The following is a 17,779-nucleotide window of genomic DNA, read 5'->3' on the forward strand; positions in this document are numbered from 1 at the left end:
TGTGTCGTCGTGCGGCTGCGGGTCCGCCGTGACTGGTCGCGCAGTTCCCCGCGCCCCTTTGGGGGCGCTAGCCCCGCCGTGCCCGTTAGGTGAGCGCGCACTGTCCTGCCTTGGTGTGTCGTCGTGCGGCTGCGGGTCCGCCGTGACTGGTCGCGCAGTTCCCCGCGCCCCTTTGGGGGCGCTAGCCCCGCCGTGCCCGTTAGGTGAGCGCCCGCCGTCCTGCCTTGGTGTGTCGTCTTGCGGCTGTGGGGCCGTTGTGGCTGGTCGCGCAGTTCCCCGCGCCCCTTTGGGGCACGGCCCTTTGGGGGCGCTAGCCCCGCCTTGCCCGTGTTGCCGGGCCGCCGAACGAAGCCGGGGTGCCGCCTGTCAGGGCGTCGTCCTTTGCGTCCGGTAGGTCGCCGAGGAGGATTCCGCCCAGGACTGCTCCGGCGACGCCGTTCGTGTGTTCGGGGCGGCCGCCGTACGGGTTTCCGTGGGCGCGGATGTCCCGTTCGGCCAGTTCTCGGGACTGGTGGGCGAAGGTGTCGGCCTCCGTCGGGGCCCGGTCCAGCAGGCGGCGGGCCTCCGCGAGGCGGGTGCGGGCCTCGGCGCCCACCGCGCCCCGGTGGGTGCCGATCAGGCCGTCCGCGTCGGCTGTGGCACCGCGCGCGACGAGGCGGACGGCGCCGGGGACCGCCGCCAGGGGTGCGGTCACCTCCGCGACCCTGCGCAGGGCCTCCAGGGGGTCGTAGGGCCCGGCGGCGGCCTCTTCCCGCACGGCGGCCAGCGTGGCCTCGGCGCGCCGGACATGGCCCTCCAGGGCGCCGACGGGCTCCGCCGGCCGCTCCCGTGCCTCCACGACCGCCGCCTCCGCCTCGTCCAGGGCCTCCGGCAGCGCCTGTGCGGCGGCGGCCAGTGCGGAGGCGAGGCGGTCGACGCCGTCCACGAACACCTCGGCCTGGGCGATCGCGCCCTCGGCGGCACGCAGGTGCGATACCGCCCGGTCCGTCTCGCCCAGGTCGGCCGACTGGCGGGCCCTGTTGAGGCCGGTCGTGGCGAACACCAGCCGGTCCTTCGCCTGTTCGACCTGGGCGGAGGCGGAGAAGGACGCGGTGGGTGCGTATCGCTCACCCAGGGCGGCCAGGGTCGATCCGGCGGCTCCCGTACGGCCGTTCAGCTCACGGAAGCGCACCTCGGCGTGTCTCAGGGCGCCGCTCATGTCCTGTTCCAGGGCGCGCAGTTGGTCGAAGCCGGCGGCCTCCGCGTCCAGGCGCCGGCCCGCGTCCACACACCGCGCGACGATCTCGTCGAGGGTGTCACGGGAGGCGTCCGTCGGGTTGTCGTCGTACGTCTGGCGCAGCTGGAAGGCAGCCGCCAGCTCGGCCTCGGCGTAGCGCACGGCCTCCGTGAAGGGCACGACCGCCTCGGCCCCGAACAGCCCCTCCACGAAGCCGAGTTCCTCACGGCTGGTGCGTACGCAGTCGTCGGCCGTGACCAGCGATCTGCGGGCCTGCCGGTCGAGTTCCGGGGCCGGGGGCGGGACCTGGGCGGGCGCGGCGCCGGGAGTCGCGGGGGTGTGGGTCCGGGCCCGGCGTCTGCGGCGGGCGTAGGCGTACGCGGCCACCGCGGTCGCCGTGCCCGCCGCCACGAGGGGCAGGACCAGATCGCCCGTGGAGGTCTCGTCCTCCTGGGCCACGGTCCCGCGCGCGCTGCCGACCGCCGACACGGGCGCCTCGTGACGCTCGTGGTCCGCCGTCACTCCGGGCAGCACCAGCCACATCACCCCGATCGCGCCGCCCAGCGCGGCATGCGCCAGGCGCACGGGTATGTGGGAGGCGGCTCGCAGTGGCCGGCCCCTGGTAAGAGAGGGCGTCACATTTGTGAGCGTATGGGGGTGATCGCGGTCCCGCGACCGGGGTGGGGCAGGGGTGGTGGAAGGGGGGAAATGGGTAGGGTTTCCGGAGGCGTGTTCGAAGGTTCGAGGGGGCGGGGATGGACGCGTACGTGTTGGGGACGGCCGCACTGCTGGCGAGCGGTCTGTTCGTGTGCGGTGCGGTGGCGGTCCGCACCTACTGGCTGCTGCCGTGGCTGCGGAGCCGTACCGTACGCCCCGAGATGTGGGGCTACGGAGCGATGCTCTCCAGCGCGGGCCTGCTCCTGCAGATGACGTACGGGCCGGTGACCGTGTTCCACAACTCGGAGACCGTCGACTCCGCCGCGTTCATCACCGGCATGCTGCTGATGATCGCGGGCGCCTGGTTCCAGCTGCTTGCCTCGCGCCACCCCCTCGGCAAATGACCGGCCCGACCCACGGGAGACTCATGAACTCTCCGAACGCCTCCTGATCTTCGAACCCAGCCACACCAGCGGGTCGTATTTGCGGTCAACGGCCCGTTCCTTCAAGGGGATCAGCGCGTTGTCCGTGATGTGGATGCCCTCCGGGCACACCTCGGTGCAGCACTTGGTGATGTTGCAGTAGCCGAGGCCGTGCTCGTCCTGGGCGGTCTTCTTGCGGTCCAGGCCGGACTCCGCCGCCGCGTCCAGAGGGTGCATGTCTAGCTCCGCGACGCGCATCAGGAAGCGCGGGCCCGCGAAGGCGGGCTTGTTCTCCTCGTGGTCGCGGACCACATGGCAGGTGTCCTGGCACAGGAAGCACTCGATGCACTTGCGGAACTCCTGCGGCCGGTCCACGTCCTCCTGCATCATCCGGTACTCACCGGGGCCCAGTCCGTCCGGTGGCACGAAGGACGGCACCTCGCGGGCCTTGGCGTAGTTGAAGCCGACGTCGGTGACGAGATCCCGGACAACGGGGAAGGCCCGCAAGGGAGTCACCGTGATCGTCTCCTCACGGCTGAACACCGACATCCGGGTCATGCACAGCAGCCGGGGACGCCCGTTGATCTCCGCCGAGCACGAACCGCACTTGCCCGCCTTGCAGTTCCAGCGGACGGCGAGGTCGGGGGCCTGGGTCGCCTGGAGCCGGTGGATGATGTCGAGGACGACCTCGCCCTCGTTCACCTCGACCGCGAAGTCCTTCAGCCCGCCGCCCTGCACATCGCCGCGCCACACCTTGAAGCGGGCCTCGTAACTGCTGCTCACTCGTACAGCTCCTCGTCGGTGAGGTACTTGACCAGCTCCTCTTTCTCGAAGAGGGCGAGCAGGTCGGGGCGGACGGGTTCGGTGGTCTCGCGGGTGAGGACGACCAGGCCGTTCACCGGGTCCGTGGCCGCCAACCCGGCGGCGGGATCGGCGAGTTCGCACAGTAGGTTCACGTTGCGCCACTCGCGGTCCATCGTCGGATGGTCCTCACGGGTGTGGCCGCCGCGCGACTCGGTGCGCTCCAGCGCCGCCCGGGCCACGCATTCGCTGACCAGCAGCATGTTCCGCAGGTCGAGGGCGAGATGCCAGCCCGGATTGAACTGGCGGTGGCCCTCGACACCGGCCCGGTGGGCCCGTACCCGCAGCTCGGCCAGCTTCTCCAGCGCCTGCGCCATCTCGCCCTCGCGGCGGATGATGCCGACCAGGTCGTTCATGGTCTGCTGGAGCTCCTGGTGGAGGGTGTACGGGTTCTCCGCCGGGCGTCCCTCGTCCTTGCCGGGGGCCGGGCTCTCCGCGGAGAAGGGGCGCAGGGCCTCGGCCGCCGCCTCGTCTATCTGGGGCTCGTCCACGCGTGGGCGGGCGGCGAGCGTGTTGGCGTACTCGGCCGCGTGCAGGCCCGCCCGGCGGCCGAACACCAGCAGGTCGGAGAGGGAGTTGCCGCCGAGCCGGTTGGAGCCGTGCATCCCGCCCGCGACCTCACCGGCCGCGAAGAGGCCCTGCACGTTGCGCGCCGCCGCGGTGTCGGACTCGACCGCGATACCGCCCATGACGTAGTGGCAGGTGGGCCCGACCTCCATCGCCTCGGCGGTGATGTCGACGTCCGCCAGCTCCTTGAACTGGTGGTACATGGACGGCAGTCGGCGTCGGATGACATCGGCGGGCATGCGGGTGGACACGTCCAGGAACACTCCGCCGTGCGGAGTGCCACGGCCCGCCTTCACCTCCGAGTTGATGGCGCGGGCGACCTCGTCCCGGGGGAGCAGTTCGGGGGGCCGGCGGTTGTTGTCGGGGTCCTCGTACCAGCGGTCGCCCTCGGCCTCCGACTCGGCGTACTTCTCCTTGAAGACGTCCGGGATGTAGTCGAACATGAAGCGTTTTCCGTCGGAGTTGCGCAGCACACCACCGTCGCCACGGACTGACTCCGTGACGAGGATGCCCTTGACCGACGGCGGCCAGACCATCCCCGTCGGATGGAACTGCACGAACTCCATGTTCAGCAGCGGCGCCCCGGCGAGCAGTGCCAGCGCGTGGCCGTCGCCCGTGTACTCCCACGAGTTCGACGTCACCTTGAAGGACTTGCCGATGCCGCCGGTCGCGATGACGACGGAAGGGGCTTCGAGGACGAAGAAACGGCCGGTCTCGCGCTCGTAGGCGAAGACACCGGAGACCCGGTTGCCGTCCTTGAGGACGCGGGTGACCGTGCACTCCTGGAAGACCTTCAGCCGGGACTCGTAGTCGCCGGTCTCCTTCTTGTCCTGCTGCTGGAGGGAGACGATCTTCTGCTGAAGGGTGCGGATGAGCTCCAGGCCCGTGCGGTCGCCGACGTGCGCGAGGCGCGGGTACTCGTGGCCGCCGAAGTTGCGCTGGGAGATCCGGCCGTCCTTCGTACGGTCGAAGAGGGCGCCCCAGGTCTCCAACTCCCAGACCCGGTCCGGGGCTTCCTGCGCGTGCAGCTCCGCCATCCGCCACTGGTTGAGGAACTTGCCGCCGCGCATGGTGTCGCGGAAGTGGACCTGCCAGTTGTCGTGGCTGTTCACGTTGGCCATGGCGGCGGCGATCCCGCCCTCGGCCATCACCGTGTGCGCCTTGCCGAAGAGGGACTTGCAGATCACCGCCGTACGGGCGCCGCGCTCGCGTGCCTCGATGGCGGCGCGCAAGCCCGCGCCGCCCGCGCCGACCACGACAACGTCCCATTCCTGCCGGTCGACCACGGACATCAGAAGAACCTCGGATCATCGAAAGCGCCGGAGGCGACCAGGTACACGTAGAAGTCGGCGAGCGCCACGCTCACCAACGACGCCCAGGCGAGCTGCATATGACGGGCGTTCAGCTTCCCGACCCACTGCCAGGCGCGGTAGCGCACGGGATGCTTGGAGAAGTGCTTGAGCTTGCCGCCGACGATGTGCCGGCAGGAGTGGCAGGAGAGCGTGTACGCCCAGATCAGCGTGATGTTGAGCAGGAAGACCAGCGAACCGAGGCCCATGTGGCCCCAGTTGTAGTGCTCGTCACGGAAGGCCAGGACGGTGTCGTAGGTGAGGATCCCGGCGACCACGAGGGCCGCGTAGAAGAAGTACCGGTGCATGTTCTGGAAGACCAGCGGGAAGCGGGTCTCACCCGTGTACTTCTTGTGCGGTTCCGCGACCGCGCAGGCCGGGGGGCTCGCCCAGAAGCCCCGGTAGTAGGCCTTGCGGTAGTAGTAGCAGGTCAGGCGGAAGCCCAGCGGGAAGATCAGGATGATGATCGCGGGGGAGATGCCCCACCAGCTGCCGAAGAGGTCGGCGTTGGGGCCGTGCCGCATGGGCGCGCAGTTGTCCGCCAGACAGGGCGAGTAGAACGGCGAGACGTACGGGGCCGCGTAGTAGTCGGCGTTCGCGAACGCCCGCCAGGTCGAGTACACGATGAACGCCAGCAGACCGGCGGCCGTGGCGGCGGGCGCCAGCCACCAGCGGTCGGTCCGCAGGTGCGGGGCGTCGATGGCGGCGCGTGTACGGGTGCGTACACCGCCGCCTTGAGGATGGGGTTCCGTATCGGTGGCCAAGGAGAACTCCGGTCGGATTCTCAGGGGGCGTGACGGTCGTGGGCGCCGAGTCCTTCGTCGTCCGAGTCCGTCCAGAGGGTGTTGTCGTACGGGGTGTCGGAGATGGACACGAGGTCGGGGCGCCGGGGCTGTGCGAGCCCGGGAGCGGCCTCGCGGAGCAGTGCGAGGCTTTCGCGCAGGTGGTTGGCGTCGCTGCGGAGGCGGCGCAGTTCCAGGCCGCCCTTGCCGATCTGCTGTTCCAGGCGACCCATGGAGCGGAACAGGTCGTCGAGGCAGCGCTGGATGGACGTCAGTTCGTCGTTCACGGACATGACGTGACCTCACTTCCGTAGGCCGGGGGCCTTGGACGGCAACGTTCATGCGCCTGCGAGTGTTGCGCGTCACACCTGTCGGTGGGAAGGGATGTGCACCGATTGGCCGAGGCGTATGGGTGCATCCCTGGGTGCGCTGCGCCGCACGGGTGGGCTTCCCGGCTGTCGTCGCCGTGTCGCCGTCCGTTGCCGAACCCTTTCCTCTTCAGTGGCCGGATACATGCGATCAGCTCCATATACCGCCAAAAGTGATCATAACGCCCGCGGCCCTCGGAGGTAAGCAGAGATGTCCCACCACGGCGTCGGACTGCGCGCGGTCACGCGCTCGGTCGCCTTTCTCACGGCCGGCGTGCTCGCCGTGCCCCTGCTCACCGCGTGCGGCGGTGACGAGGACGAGGCGAGCAAGCCGCTCGCCGGGCAGGACATCGCCCCCGCCGCCCGCTCCCTGCTCGCCGACGGTGGCACCCTGCGCTGGGCCGTGGACTCCGTACCGGAGACCCTCAACACCTTCCAGGCGGACGCCGACGCGACGACCACCCGGGTGGCGCAGGCCGTGCTGCCGTCGATGTTCCGGCTCGACGCGAACGGGCGGCCGGTGCGCAACGCCGACTTCCTGGAGTCCGCGAAGGTCGTCGACACCGAGCCCCGCCAGGTCGTCCTCTACAAGCTGCACCAGCAGGCCGTCTGGAGCGACGGCCGGGAGATCGGCGCCGCCGACTTCGCCGCCCAGTGGCGTGCCCTGTCCGGCAAGAACTCGGCGTACTGGACCGCCCGCAACGCCGGGTACGACCGCATCGAGAAGGTGCAGCGCGGGGCGAACGATCTCGAGGTCAAGGTGACCTTCAGCCGTCCCTACGCCGACTGGAAGTCCCTCTTCTCGCCGCTGTACCCCAAGGAGGTCATGGGGACCCCGGACTCCTTCAACGACGGGGCCAGGCGGAAGCTCAAGGTCACCGCGGGGCCGTTCAGCCTCAAGAAGGTCGCCAAGGCGGACGGCGACGTCGTCCTCGTGCGCAGCCCGCGCTGGTGGGGGAGTACCCCCAAGCTCGACGGCATCGTGCTGCACGCCGTACCGCGCGACAAGCGCGCCTGGGCGCTCGCCGTCGGCAAGGTCGACATCGCCGAGATCGACCCCGCCGAGGCCGAGCGCATCGTGCTCGCCGCACGCGGCAAGTCGACCCCGCTCCAGGGCCCCGGCGCCGCGGACACCCCGGGCCGCGCCCTGCGTTCCTGGGCCGTCGCGCACGGCTCCGACGAGGAGGCCGCCGAGGAGGAGACCGTCGCGCGGAGCAAGGAGCGGGCGGCGAGCGCCAAGTACGCCGAACAGCAGGAGTCGCTGCGCGGGTTCGAAGTGCGCAAGTCCCTCGAACCCGCCTACACCCAGCTCGCCCTCAACGGCGCCGACGGCCCCCTCGCCGACGAGCGGGTGCGCCGCGCCGTCGCCCGCGCACTGGACCGGAAGGCGCTCGCCGGCCTCGTACTCAAGCCGCTGGGGCTGCCCGCCGTACCGGTCGGCAGTCATCTCGCGCTCTCCGGGCAGGCCGCCTACGCCGACAACAGCGGCGCGCTCGGCGGCCAGGACACCGACGAGGCCGAGGCCCTCCTCGCCGACGCCGGCTGGGTGCAGGGCGGCCCGCTCGGCAAGCCGAAGAAGAAGGACGGCGAGAAGGTCGCCGGGGGCGAGGGCAAGCAGGCCGCCTCGCCCACCGCCTCCCCGAAGGCCGCCAAGAGCAGCGGCGGTGACGAGGACGGGAACTACATCGTCGGCGACGACGACAAGCCGTACGGCGAGCCCGTCCGCGAGGATCATCAGGACCCCCGCGACTACCAGGGGACGAAGAACCTCGCCCAGGACGGCAAGCAGTCACTCCACAAGCACCCGGACCAGGGCGGTGCGCCCGCCGGTGCCTACGCGCCCAAGGGCACGCCCGCTCCCGCCGGGGCCGCCGCCGGGGCGCTCGCGAAGGACGGCAAGCCGCTGACCCTGCGGTTCGTGCTGCCCTCGGGGCCCGGCTCCGCCACGCTGCGGGCCGTGGGCGACCGGATCGCGCGGATGCTGGACCGGGTCGGCATCCGTACCGCCGTCACCAAGGTGTCCGACGACAGCTACTTCAAGGACCACATCGCCTCCGGGCAGTACGACCTGGCCCTGTACTCGTGGCCCGCGTCCGCCTTCCCCGCCACCGACGCGCGGCCCATCTACGCCAAGCCGGTACCCGCCGCCGACGGCTCGCTCAACGTCGAGCAGAACTACACCCGCGTCGGCACCGACCGGGTCGACCAGCTCTTCGACCAGGCCATCGCCACCCTCGACGAGGGCAAGTCGGCCTCGCTGGTCCGCAAGGCCGACGCCCGGATCTGGGCGGCGGGCGGATCCATTCCGCTCTTCCAGCGGCCCCAGCTCCTGGCCGTGCGGAAGAACGCCGCCAACCTGGGCGCCTTCGGCTTCCAGACGCCGGTCTACGAGGACATGGGCTTCCTGAAGAAGGGCGTCACGCCGGGCGGCAAGGCCTCGCCCCGATCGTGACGGTCGCCTCACCCGGACGGCCCGGCGAGCCCCCGCGCTCCCGGGCCCGTACCATGGGGTAAGGCCGTGGCATGTTCAGCCCGGCAGGGTCCGCGTAACACAGACGTACGCGCAGGCCATCCACTCAAGCCGGGAGTACGCCGCAATATGGCCACGCGCCACGACATCCGCAACGTCGCCATCGTCGCCCACGTCGACCACGGGAAGACGACACTGGTCGACGCCATGCTGAAGCAGGCCGGTGCCTTCGCCGCGCACGCCGCCGAGTCGCTCGACGACCGCATGATGGACTCGAACGACCTGGAACGTGAGAAGGGCATCACGATCCTCGCCAAGAACACGGCGGTGAAGTACCACCCGAAGGACGGGGGGGACGTCATCACCATCAACATCATCGACACCCCGGGCCACGCCGACTTCGGCGGCGAGGTCGAGCGCGGTCTGTCGATGGTGGACGCCGTCGTTCTGCTCGTCGACGCCTCCGAGGGGCCGTTGCCGCAGACCCGTTTCGTGCTGCGCAAGGCGCTCCAGCAGCGTCTGCCGGTCATCCTGTGCATCAACAAGACCGACCGCCCGGACTCCCGGATCGACGAGGTCGTCAACGAGACCTACGACCTCTTCCTGGACCTGGACGCGGACGAGGAGCAGATCGAGTTCCCCATCGTCTACGCGTGTGCGCGTGACGGTGTCGCCTCGCTGACCAAGCCGGAGGACGGCACGGTCCCGGCCGACAGCAACAGCCTGGAGCCGTTCTTCTCCACGATCCTGTCGCACGTCCCGGCCCCGTCGTACGACGAGGAGGCCCCGCTCCAGGCGCACGTCACCAACCTGGACGCGGACAACTTCCTCGGCCGTATCGCGCTGCTCCGCGTCGAGCAGGGCGAGCTGCGCAAGGGCCAGACCGTCACGTGGATCAAGCGCGACGGGTCCATGTCCAGCGTGCGCATCACCGAGCTGCTGATGACCGAGGCGCTCACCCGCAAGCCGGCCGAGATGGCGGGCCCCGGTGACATCTGTGCCGTCGCCGGTATCGCGGACATCATGATCGGCGAGACTCTCGCCGACCCCGAGAACCCGATCGCGCTGCCGCTCATCACGGTCGACGAGCCGGCGATCTCCATGACCATCGGTACGAACACCTCGCCGATGGTCGGCCGCGGCGGCACCGGCAAGGGTGCCGAGAACAAGGCCGTGGTCAAGGACCGCAAGGTCACCGCCCGTCAGGTCAAGGACCGTCTCGACCGCGAGCTGATCGGTAACGTCAGCCTCCGTGTCCTCGACACCGAGCGTCCCGACGCCTGGGAGGTCCAGGGCCGTGGTGAGCTGGCGCTCGCCATCCTGGTCGAGCAGATGCGCCGTGAGGGCTTCGAGCTGACCATCGGCAAGCCGCAGGTGGTCACCCAGGAGATCGACGGCAAGGTCCACGAGCCCGTCGAGCGCATGACGATCGACGTGCCCGAGGAGCACATGGGCGCCGTCACACAGCTCATGGGCGTCCGCAAGGGCCGGATGGACAACATGTCCAACCACGGCTCCGGTTGGGTCCGCATGGAGTTCGTCGTGCCCTCGCGCGGGCTCATCGGCTTCCGTACGGAGTTCCTGACCGGCACGCGCGGCACCGGTATCGCGCACTCCATCCACGAGGGCCACGAGCCCTGGTTCGGTGTGCTGGCGACCCGTAACAACGGTTCGCTGGTGGCCGACCGGGCCGGCGCCGTCACCGCGTTCGCGATGACGAACCTCCAGGAGCGCGGTGTGCTGTTCACCGACCCCGGCACCGAGGTGTACGAGGGCATGATCGTCGGCGAGAACTCGCGCTCCGACGACATGGACGTGAACATCACCAAGGAGAAGAAGCTCACCAACATGCGGTCGTCCTCGGCCGACTCGTTCGAGGCGATCGTCCCGCCGCGCAAGCTCTCCCTGGAGCAGTCCCTGGAGTTCTGCCGCGACGACGAGTGTGTCGAGGTCACCCCGGAGGCGGTTCGCATCCGCAAGGTGAACCTGGACGCCCGCGAGCGCGCCCGCTCCGCGAGCCGCGCCAAGCACGGCTGATCCGACGTCACGAGGACCCGGCCCCCACCTGGTGGGGACCGGGCCTTCGGCGTGTCCGCATATACCGGGTCGGAAACAGTTTCGGCCCCCTGCCGACATCTCTGTCCGTGGGCTGTGGAACGCTGTTCGGATACCGGTGAACCAACGATCAAGTTTCGGACATGTAAACAGAAAACGATCCCAGTATGTCCGTTTGGTGGATTTACTGTTCGACGTGTCAAGCGCGCGCAGGTGTCAATCTTTGCAATTTTTGCTCAAAATATCGACGGTAGGGAGATCCCTATGCCTTCCGGCCTTGACGCGCGTTGACTTACTTGGCGAAAGTTCCCCCAAACCACAGAACCCGCCGGTATCTGTGCTGCGCTCAACTCTCCAACCCCCCGGGGGAAGAACACACATGACCAGTCCAGCCAAGGCTGAAGGCTCCGGGCCCTCGATCGCCTTGGACCCCGAGCTCGACACGAACCCCGAGCCCGCCAAGGGCGAGAAGAGCCTTGAGGGCCGTTCTCCCGGCCAGTTGATGTGGCAGCGCTTCAAGCGTGACCGTACCGGTGTCATCTGCGCCTGCGTAGTGATTTTCTACTTCGTCATCGCGCTCGCGGCTCCGCTGCTCACCAAGCTCAGCGGGACCAACCCCTACACGCTGTACGGCCAGGACCCCACGTACGCGGAAGCCAATCCGGTCCTGGACGACTTCGGGCTGCCGCTCGGCTACTTCGGCGGTGTCTCGGGGGACCACTGGTTCGGTGTGGAGCCGCAGTTGGGCCGTGACCTGTTCGCCATGCTGATGTACGGCATGCGCACCTCGCTGTTCATGGCGGTGGGTGTGACCGTGCTGGTGATGTTCACCGGCGTCCTCATCGGTCTGATCGGCGGCTACGCCGGCGGCAGGACCGACTACTGGGTCGGCCGGGTCACCGACTTCTTCCTCTCGTTCCCCACGCAGCTCTTCTTCATCGCGTTCATGCCGGTGGTCACCTCGTTCTTCGTCGACCCGCGGGAGGAGACCCCCACGTACTTCCGCGCGCTGGCCATCCTGATCGTGCTCTGGGTGCTCGGCTGGATGGGTATGGCCCGGCTGATCCGCTCCACGGTGCTGTCGCTGCGTGAGCGGGAGTTCGTGGAGGCCGCGAAGGTCTCGGGTGCCTCGCCCTGGCGGATCGTCCGCAAGGAGATCCTGCCGAACGTCGTCTCCCCGATCCTGGTGCAGTTCACGTTCCAGCTGCCCAGCACCATTCTCACCATCGCGTTCCTCTCCTTCGCGGGTGTCGGCTTCGTCGAGCCCACCCCCGACTGGGGGCGCCTCTTCGCCGCCGCGTCCAATTACGCCGAGCAGGACCCGGCGTTCATGTTCTTCCCGGGCTTGGCACTCGTGATCTTCATCCTGTGCTTCAACCTCCTCGGAGACTCCGTACGGGATGCGTTCGACCCCAAGTCCGGGCGCTGAACCGTCCATTGGTGGGGGGTGACTGCCGCCCCCGCGTGGCCTGCCGGTCACGTCAGGCAGTACTCATGGATATCAACTGACAGGTAGGTGCATTCACCACATGAAGTCGCTCAACTCGCGCAGAACGCGGGCCATCGTGGTCGCCATCGCGGCCGGCTCCCTTGCTCTCACCGGTTGCTCCGAGAACAAGGGCGGCAGCTCCGGCAAGGACTCCAAGAAGGACCAGGCGGAGGCCGCCGAGCAGTCGAAGCCGGTTGTCTACGGCGACGCCGCCGCGTCGACCGGCCCCGCCGAGGAGGTGGCCGGCGCGAAGAGCGGCGGCACCATCCAGGTCTACCAGGAGTCGGGCCTGACCCACCTGGACCCGGGCCAGATCTACGTCTCGGACGCCGGCCAGGTCGCCAACCTGCTCTACCGCGGTCTGACCAACTTCGAGGAGGACGGCAAGGGCGGAGTCTCCGTCGTCGGAGACCTCGCGACCGACTCCGGCAAGTCCTCGGACGGCGGCAAGACCTGGACGTACACGCTCAAGGACGGCATCAAGGACCAGAATGGCAACGCCATCACGTCCGCCGACATCCGTCACACCATCGAGCGCCAGTACGCCGAGTTCATCTTCGACGGCCCGACCTACCTGCAGAACTGGCTGAGCGGCGCGGACTACCGCAAGGCGCTGCCGGACGGCGGCTTCGGTTCCAAGCACCTGCCGTCCACGGTCCTGGACACCCCGGACGCCAAGACGGTCGTCTTCCACTTCGACACGGCGCGTCCGGACCTTCCGCAGACGCTCGCCATGCCGGGCTACTCCGTCGTTCCGGAGAAGACCGACACCAAGGCGAAGTACGACACGGCCCCGGTCTCGACCGGCCCGTACAAGATCGCCGAGTACAAGGTCGGCAAGTCCATGAAGCTCGTCAAGAACGAGAACTGGGACCCGAAGACCGACTCGGTGCGTCACCAGTACGTGGACGGCTTCAACTTCGACTTCGGTGTCACCGAGTCGACCCAGACGAGCCGTCTGATCGCCGACCAGGGTGACTCCAAGAACGCCATCCAGCTCACTGGTGGCATCGAGGCGACCCAGATCCAGAAGGTCATCAGTGACCCCGCGGTGAACAAGCGCACGATCAAGGGCTACCAGCCCTACGTCATGACGCTGACGTTCAACCTGGACCGGGTGAAGAACAAGGCCGTCCGCGACGCGATCACCTACGGCGTCAACTCCAAGTCCCTCATCGCCGGTGAGGGTGGCGCCTACGGTGGCGACGCGGCCGCGAACCTCTTCGCCCCGACCCTGCCGGGCTACGAGGCCGCGTACGACCCCTACGGCCGTCTGAAGACGCCGGCGGGCAACATCGCGAAGGCCAAGGAACTCCTCAAGGACGTTCCGGCCGCCGAGAAGAAGCTCGTCTTCGCCTACTCCAACAGCGAGGCCGGTCAGAAGCGCAAGGTCGCCATCGAGGACGCGCTGACCAAGATCGGCATCGACGTGGTCGCCAAGGAGATCGACTCCGCGAGCTACTACGAGCAGATCGGCAAGGTCAAGAACCCGTACGACATGTACATCACGGGCTGGGGCCAGGACTGGCCGTCGCCGGGCACCGTCATCACGCCCATCTACGACGGTGACCAGGTCGCGGACGGTTCCTCGAACTACTCGCACATCAACGACCCGAAGGTCCAGGAGCTCATCAAGAAGGCCCTGACCCAGGAGCCGACCGAGGCTGCCGTGACCTGGAGGGAAGCGCAGCACTACATCCTGGAGAAGGTCAACCCGGCCGCTCCGCTCTGGTACACCAAGCAGTTCCAGCTCTACGGTTCGAACATCGGCGGTGCCCGCTACAGCACCGAGTCGAGCTACATCGACATCACCCGACTGTTCCTGACGTCGTAACTCGCTACGGCTGATCGCGGGGGTGCGCACCAGGCGGAGCGCACCCCCGCGGTTCCGTGAACCCGGTCCCATCCCGACTCCGCACGTCTCCGCAGAGAGCAGCCCCCCGCCATGTTTCAGTTCATCCTCCGGCGCACGGTCGGTGCCGTCGTCACTCTGTTCCTGATCGGCGCCGCCACGTTCTTCCTGTTCGTCGCCGCGCCCTCCGACTACGCCTCACTGGCCTGTGGCAAGGACTGCTCGCCCGCGAGACTCGAAGACATCCGCCAGGCCCTCGGCCTCAACCTGCCCATCGCGCAGCAGTTCTGGGACTTCATGTCCGGCATCGTGATGGGCCGTGACTTCCCGGAGGGCCACTGCAGTGCACCCTGCCTCGGCCAGTCGTTCTACTACAACGACATGGTCTGGAACCTCATCAAGGACCGCTTCCCGCTGACCCTGTCGCTGACGGTCGGCGCGCTGGTCGTCTTCCTGGTCGTGGGCATCGGCGCCGGCATGATCTCCGCCTACAAGCGCGGCTCACTGGTCGACAAGGTCGCCACCGGTTCGTCCATGGTGCTCAGCTCGTTCCAGATCTACTTCCTCGGCCCGATCGCGCTGACGGTCCTCGTCTACCAGACCGGCTGGATGGAAGACCCGAAGTACGTGCCGTTCACCGACGACCCGGTCGGCTGGCTCGTCGGACTGTCCATCCCGATGGTCGTCATGGCCACCATCTTCACCGCGCAGTACACACGTATGGCGCGCGCCTCGATGATCGAGCAGCTCGCCGAGGAACACGTCCGCACCGCACGCGCCAAGGGCATGTCACAGAAGTACGTCTTCTTCCGCTACGCCTGGCGCGGTTCGCTGATCCCGATCGTCACCGTGCTCGGTATCGACATCAGCGCACTGCTCGGCGGCGGTGTCGTCACCGAACTGACCTTCTCCCTTCAGGGAATCGGCCGCCTCGCGGTGGACGGCGCGAGCCAAAAGGACCTCCCGCTGACGATGGGCGTCATGTTGTTCGGGGCCTTTTTCATCCTGATCCTGAACATTCTTACCGACATCGTGTACGCCTACATCGACCCGCGCGTCCGGCTCTCCTAGGAAGAAACGAACCACCGTGACCACACTGACCAAGCCCGAGGGCGCACCGGCCCCGACCGGTCCGGACAGCTTCCTCTCGGTCCGCGATCTCAAGGTGCAGTTCTCCACCGAGGACGGCATCGTCAAGGCGGTCGACGGGCTCTCCTTCGACGTCGAGCGCGGCAAGACCCTGGGCATCGTGGGCGAGTCCGGATCGGGCAAGTCCGTCACGAACCTGACGATCCTCGGTCTGCACAACCCGAGGAGCACCACCGTCGACGGCGAGATCGTCCTCGACGGCAAGGAACTCGTCACCGCCACGGAGAAGGAGCTGGAGCAGCTCCGCGGCAACAAGATGGCGATGATCTTCCAGGACCCGCTGACCGCGCTCTCCCCGTACTACACGGTGGGCCGCCAGCTGTCCGAGCCGTTCATGAAGCACCGGGGCGCCTCCAAGAAGGAGGCCAAGGACCGGGCCGTACAGATGCTGGAGAAGGTCGGCATCCCGCAGCCCAAGACGCGCTTTGACGACTACCCCCACCAGTTCTCCGGCGGTATGCGCCAGCGCGCGATGATCGCCATGGCGCTGATGTGCGACCCCGACCTGCTGATCGCCGACGAGCCCACCACCGCGCTGGATGTGACGGTGCAGGCCCAGATCCTGGACCTGCTCAAGGACCTCCAGCAGGAGTTCGGCTCCGCGATCATCTTCATCACGCACGACCTCGGCGTCATCTCGAACATGGCCGACGACCTGCTGGTGATGTACGCCGGCCGGGCCGTGGAGCGCGGCACCGTCAAGGAGGTCCTGCGCACGCCGCAGCACCCGTACGCCTGGGGCCTGCTCAGCTCCATGCCCCGCCTGGACGGTGACATCGACGAGGCGCTGACGCCGATCCCCGGCTCGCCGCCCTCGCTGCTCAACCCGCCCTCGGGCTGCCCCTTCCACCCGCGCTGCGCCTTCACCGGCGAGGTCTCGGGCAGCCTCTGCACCGACGTACGGCCGTCGCTGGCGGACGGGCGCGCCTCCGCGTGCCATCTGTCGGCGGAGCAGAAGCAGACCATCTTCATCGACAAGATCCAGCCCCGGCTGCGCTAGGGAGCACCGCGACATGAGCGACAATCTCACCCTCCCCGCACAGCAGGGTTCCACCGGTACGTCGACCGAGGAACTGCTCAAGGTCGAGGGCCTCACGAAGCACTTTCCGATCTACGGCGGCTTCCCGATCAAACGAAAAGTCGGCGCCGTGCAGGCGGTCGACGGCATCGATCTGACCATCGGCGTCGCCGAGAGCGTCGGCATGGTGGGCGAGTCCGGCTGCGGCAAGTCGACCGCGGGCCGGCTCATCACCCGGCTCCTGGAGCCCACCGGCGGCAAGATCACGTACTCGGGCCAGGACATCACGCACGCCTCGCGCAAGCAGCTGGCGCCGGTCCGCTCCGAGATCCAGATGATCTTCCAGGACCCGTACAGCTCCCTGAACCCGCGCCAGACCGTCGGTACGATCATCAAGTCGCCGATGGAGGTCAACGGGATCGAGCCGACGGGCGGTCGGGAGAAGAAGGTCCGGGAGCTGCTGGAGCTGGTCGGGCTGAACCCCGAGCACTACAACCGCTTCCCGCACGAGTTCTCCGGCGGTCAGCGTCAGCGCATCGGGGTGGCCCGCGCGCTCGCCCTCCAGCCGAAGCTGATCGTGGCGGACGAGCCGGTCTCCGCGCTCGACGTGTCCATCCAGGCCCAGGTGGTGAACCTCCTCAAGAAGGTCCAGGAGGAGATGGGCATCGCGTTCCTGTTCATCGCCCACGACCTGGCGATCGTCCGGCACTTCTCGCAGCGCGTCGCGGTGATGTACCTCGGCAAGATCGTCGAGGTCGGCGACCGGGACTCGATCTACAACCGCCCGCGTCACCCGTACACGCACGCCCTCCTCTCCGCCGTCCCCGAGGTGGCGATGGACGACGAGACGGAGGCCCGCGAGCGCATCCGCCTCGCCGGTGACGTCCCGTCGCCGATCCATCCGCCGTCCGGCTGCCGCTTCCGCACCCGCTGCTGGAAGGCGCAGGACAAGTGCGCGAGCGAGGAGCCCCCGCTGGTCCAGATCTCCGGCAACCGCGAGAACCACCTGACGGCCTGCCACTTCCCGGAGGACCCGACAACAGAGGCCCGCGACGCGGACGTGGTCCTGGACCCGGCCCTGAAGGCGCTTGAGGCGGAGGACACGGCGGGCAAGTAGTTGGCGAGACGGGGGCGCGGGGCCAGTGGGCTCCCGCCCCTGGCGGAGGGCGCCTGAGGGGCACCCCGGAGGCCTGCCCAGGGGAGGGTGCCTCAGGGGGCGCCCCTGAGGCGTTTCCGGGGCGGGGGAGACGCTTTCACGCGGGTGGGGGGAACGCGCTTTCACGGGGGTACGGGAAGGCGCCTTTGGGGGAGACACAGGGCGGCGCCCTCCCAGGGGCGCGAGGGCGCGCTGTCCAAGGGGGTTCGCGCAGCCCGGCGCCAACGGGGTGCCGCCTGCGCCCACCCGTGCCGCCCCTAGCGGCACGCATGCCCGCAGCCAGGGCTAGGCGGGCCTGCTTGTAGCTTCTAGGGGCACGGGGAACTGCGCAACAAGCCCCCACCGGGCCGGGTTTTCAGGGGCACGGG

General features: G+C 68.7%; 13 protein-coding genes. 8 read left to right on the top strand and 5 right to left on the bottom strand.

From position 1 onward, the window contains the following. Window positions 1–310 precede the first annotated feature (310 nt). On the bottom strand, window positions 311–1,855 hold the full coding sequence (locus ACFYXF_RS07020) for a hypothetical protein (RefSeq protein WP_389348551.1): 1,545 nt from the start codon (window positions 1,853–1,855) through the stop codon (window positions 311–313). A gap of 116 nt (window positions 1,856–1,971) precedes the next feature. Between ACFYXF_RS07020 and ACFYXF_RS07025 the strand changes: the two genes are divergently transcribed. Further along, window positions 1,972–2,277: a hypothetical protein gene (locus tag ACFYXF_RS07025; RefSeq protein ID WP_389348552.1), complete on the top strand. Its 306-nt coding sequence runs from the start codon at window positions 1,972–1,974 to the stop codon at window positions 2,275–2,277. Window positions 2,278–2,298: 21 nt separating this feature from the next. Here ACFYXF_RS07025 and ACFYXF_RS07030 read toward each other — a convergent pair whose 3' ends face one another. The 4 genes from ACFYXF_RS07030 to ACFYXF_RS07045 are packed head-to-tail and all read right to left on the bottom strand — an operon-like array spanning window position 2,299 to window position 6,147. After that, entirely contained in the window at window positions 2,299–3,078 is a 780-nt protein-coding gene (locus ACFYXF_RS07030) for a succinate dehydrogenase/fumarate reductase iron-sulfur subunit (protein WP_389348553.1), read from the bottom strand. Continuing rightward, window positions 3,075–5,015 carry a fumarate reductase/succinate dehydrogenase flavoprotein subunit gene (locus ACFYXF_RS07035; RefSeq protein WP_389348554.1) on the bottom strand — a complete coding sequence of 647 codons (1,941 nt, stop codon included), beginning with the start codon at window positions 5,013–5,015 and terminating at the stop codon, window positions 3,075–3,077. The genes ACFYXF_RS07030 and ACFYXF_RS07035 overlap by 4 nt, the downstream gene beginning before the upstream one ends. Further along, window positions 5,015–5,836 (bottom strand): hypothetical protein, encoded by an 822-nt coding sequence (locus ACFYXF_RS07040; protein WP_389348555.1) that lies wholly within the window; start codon window positions 5,834–5,836, stop codon window positions 5,015–5,017. The genes ACFYXF_RS07035 and ACFYXF_RS07040 overlap by 1 nt, the downstream gene beginning before the upstream one ends. A gap of 20 nt (window positions 5,837–5,856) precedes the next feature. Then, window positions 5,857–6,147 carry a hypothetical protein gene (locus ACFYXF_RS07045; protein WP_369034935.1) on the bottom strand — a complete coding sequence of 97 codons (291 nt, stop codon included), beginning with the start codon at window positions 6,145–6,147 and terminating at the stop codon, window positions 5,857–5,859. A 286-nt stretch (window positions 6,148–6,433) separates the two neighbouring features. On the opposite strand from ACFYXF_RS07045, the gene ACFYXF_RS07050 reads away from it, so the two are divergent. The 7 genes from ACFYXF_RS07050 to ACFYXF_RS07080 all read left to right on the top strand — a co-directional run bounded on the left by ACFYXF_RS07050 (window position 6,434) and on the right by ACFYXF_RS07080 (window position 17,372). Then, window positions 6,434–8,674 (top strand): ABC transporter family substrate-binding protein, encoded by a 2,241-nt coding sequence (locus ACFYXF_RS07050; protein ID WP_389348556.1) that lies wholly within the window; start codon window positions 6,434–6,436, stop codon window positions 8,672–8,674. Window positions 8,675–8,821: 147 nt separating this feature from the next. Then, window positions 8,822–10,729: a translational GTPase TypA gene (gene typA / locus ACFYXF_RS07055; RefSeq protein WP_389348557.1), complete on the top strand. Its 1,908-nt coding sequence runs from the start codon at window positions 8,822–8,824 to the stop codon at window positions 10,727–10,729. A 397-nt stretch (window positions 10,730–11,126) separates the two neighbouring features. Then, a complete protein-coding gene (locus ACFYXF_RS07060) occupies window positions 11,127–12,176 on the top strand; it encodes an ABC transporter permease (protein ID WP_389348558.1) in 1,050 nt (349 codons plus the stop codon). A 100-nt stretch (window positions 12,177–12,276) separates the two neighbouring features. Then, window positions 12,277–14,070, top strand: coding sequence for an ABC transporter substrate-binding protein (locus ACFYXF_RS07065; protein WP_389348559.1), 1,794 nt, complete (start codon window positions 12,277–12,279; stop codon window positions 14,068–14,070). Window positions 14,071–14,181: 111 nt separating this feature from the next. After that, a complete protein-coding gene (locus ACFYXF_RS07070) occupies window positions 14,182–15,159 on the top strand; it encodes an ABC transporter permease (protein ID WP_389348560.1) in 978 nt (325 codons plus the stop codon). A 16-nt stretch (window positions 15,160–15,175) separates the two neighbouring features. Further along, a complete protein-coding gene (locus ACFYXF_RS07075; protein ID WP_389348561.1) occupies window positions 15,176–16,237 on the top strand; it encodes an ABC transporter ATP-binding protein in 1,062 nt (353 codons plus the stop codon). 13 nt (window positions 16,238–16,250) lie between these two features. Beyond that, window positions 16,251–17,372, top strand: coding sequence for an ABC transporter ATP-binding protein (locus ACFYXF_RS07080; RefSeq protein ID WP_389348562.1), 1,122 nt, complete (start codon window positions 16,251–16,253; stop codon window positions 17,370–17,372). Window positions 17,373–17,779: the final 407 nt, after the last annotated feature.

The sequence above is a fragment of the Streptomyces sp. NPDC002680 genome, assembly GCF_042889145.1.
GTDB classification, from domain to species: domain Bacteria; phylum Actinomycetota; class Actinomycetes; order Streptomycetales; family Streptomycetaceae; genus Streptomyces; species Streptomyces adonidis.

What these genes read in the sequence shown, in the direction of transcription:
- ACFYXF_RS07050 (WP_389348556.1), top strand. Translation starts at nt 6,434, where the DNA reads ATGTCCCACCACGGCGTCGGACTGCGCGCGGTCACGCGCTCGGTCGCC.
- ACFYXF_RS07025 (WP_389348552.1), top strand. Translation starts at nt 1,972, where the DNA reads ATGGACGCGTACGTGTTGGGGACGGCCGCACTGCTGGCGAGCGGTCTG.
- ACFYXF_RS07045 (WP_369034935.1), bottom strand. Translation starts at nt 6,147, where the DNA reads ATGTCCGTGAACGACGAACTGACGTCCATCCAGCGCTGCCTCGACGAC.
- ACFYXF_RS07065 (WP_389348559.1), top strand. Translation starts at nt 12,277, where the DNA reads ATGAAGTCGCTCAACTCGCGCAGAACGCGGGCCATCGTGGTCGCCATC.
- ACFYXF_RS07080 (WP_389348562.1), top strand. Translation starts at nt 16,251, where the DNA reads ATGAGCGACAATCTCACCCTCCCCGCACAGCAGGGTTCCACCGGTACG.
- typA (WP_389348557.1), top strand. Translation starts at nt 8,822, where the DNA reads ATGGCCACGCGCCACGACATCCGCAACGTCGCCATCGTCGCCCACGTC.
- ACFYXF_RS07035 (WP_389348554.1), bottom strand. Translation starts at nt 5,015, where the DNA reads ATGTCCGTGGTCGACCGGCAGGAATGGGACGTTGTCGTGGTCGGCGCG.
- ACFYXF_RS07070 (WP_389348560.1), top strand. Translation starts at nt 14,182, where the DNA reads ATGTTTCAGTTCATCCTCCGGCGCACGGTCGGTGCCGTCGTCACTCTG.
- ACFYXF_RS07060 (WP_389348558.1), top strand. Translation starts at nt 11,127, where the DNA reads ATGACCAGTCCAGCCAAGGCTGAAGGCTCCGGGCCCTCGATCGCCTTG.